The sequence below is a fragment of the Alicyclobacillus shizuokensis NBRC 103103 genome (genome assembly GCF_001552255.1).
In the GTDB taxonomy this organism is placed as follows: domain Bacteria; phylum Bacillota; class Bacilli; order Alicyclobacillales; family Alicyclobacillaceae; genus Alicyclobacillus_G; species Alicyclobacillus_G shizuokensis.
In genome coordinates, this window is sequence record NZ_BCQV01000111.1 from 1 (window position 1) to 1618 (window position 1618).

General features: G+C 53.6%; 1 protein-coding gene. It reads left to right on the forward strand.

Annotated elements, in window-relative coordinates:
• Positions 1–120: 120 nt before the first annotated feature.
• The coding region (locus tag ASH01S_RS17525) for an IS5 family transposase (protein ID WP_245629154.1) at positions 121–1618 on the forward strand (1498 nt) is incomplete at its 3' end.

Below are 1618 nucleotides of genomic sequence, written 5' to 3' on the forward strand. Positions count from 1 at the left end.
GGGGCTGCTGAATGAACGTAAAACCCAATAACGGCAAGGGATTTCGGGTTCAAATGTCGAATCCAAGTGTATGGATTTTTCGTGGGAACGGGCGAAAAACCGTGCACATGGAGGTCGGCTATGTACGCGCATAACCAGGACCAGCAGATCCTCCCCGGGGAGTTCTTCTTGCCGTTCGGAGGCAAGCTTCGAGAGGACAATCGCTGGGTTCAACTCGCTCATTTGATCCCGTGGCGCAGGGTGGAACAGGAATACAGCAAGCTGTTTAGCACCTCCGCGAGAGGTGGGCGGGCAATTTCGGTTCGTATCGCACTCGGAGCCCTCATCATCCAGGAGCGAGAAGGGTTCTCCGATCGGGATTTGGTGCAGCATATCGCGGAAAACCCCTATATGCAGTACTTCCTTGGGCTTCCCGCCTACCAAGAGGAGCCGTTGTTTCATCCTTCACTGATGACGCACTTCCGCAAACGATTGGGTCCAGACGTGTTGAACCAAGTGAACGAGTGGATTGTTCTGGCCCAACGAGCAAATGAACAGCACGACAACGATGACGACGACGATGAACCGCCTGCCCCGCCGACATCGGGTGAGAAAACGAGTGCCCATGGCGAGTCTTTGGAGCCGATCCCTCATCGAGGGAAGCTGATCCTGGATGCCACCTGTACACCGGCTGACATTGCATTCCCGACGGATTTGTCGCTGCTGAATGAGGCCCGTGAGAAGTTGGAAGACATCATTGACACTCTCCATCGGCCATACAAAGGAAAGCGGAAGAAACCCAGGGATCGGCGGCAACAAGCTCGGAGAGACTATCTTCGGGCAGCTAAGAATCGAAAGCTCAGTGGCAAGGAGCTTCGCAAGGCGATTGGGAAACAATTGCGATACGTTGGGCGAGACCTGCGGTTTGTGGAGCAGCTTGCGAAGTTGACTGGGCTGACGGTGCTCACCCGGCGACAACATCGCAATCTTTTGGTCATCCATGAGCTGTACCGACAACAATTGGAGATGTTTCGTACGCGTTCCCACCGTATCGACGACCGAATCGTGAACATCGCGCAGCCTCACGTACGTCCGATGGTTCGAGGAAAGGTAAAGGCGAACGTGGAGTTTGGTGCAAAGTTGGCCATCAGTGTGGTGAATGGATATTCGCTGATGGAGCGAGTGAGTTGGGACAGTTTCAATGAGGGGACGACACTCATTGAGTCGGTAGAAAACTACGTGAAGCGGTTCGGATGTTATCCAGAGGCCATCTTGGCGGACAAAATCTACCGAAATCGGAAGAACCTCCAATATTGCAAGAAGCATGGTATTCGGTTGAGTGGACCGAAACTGGGGCGTCCGTCCAAGGAGGCGATTGCTGAACACCAAAGAATCGGACGACTGGACGCAGGCGAACGGAATGCGGTCGAAGGAAAGTTTGGAGAGGGAAAGCGCAAATATGGCTTAGGGCTGATTCGGGCACGCCTACGTCAGACCAGTGAAACGGTTATCGCCCTGCAGCTGCTGGTAATGAACTTGAACCGGAAGCTACGGCTTCTTCTTTGGTTCATTTGGGTAACCTTTGCAAGATGCAACTTCGCTCAAACAGAGGCCGCTATTCAATTCATTCAGCAGCCCC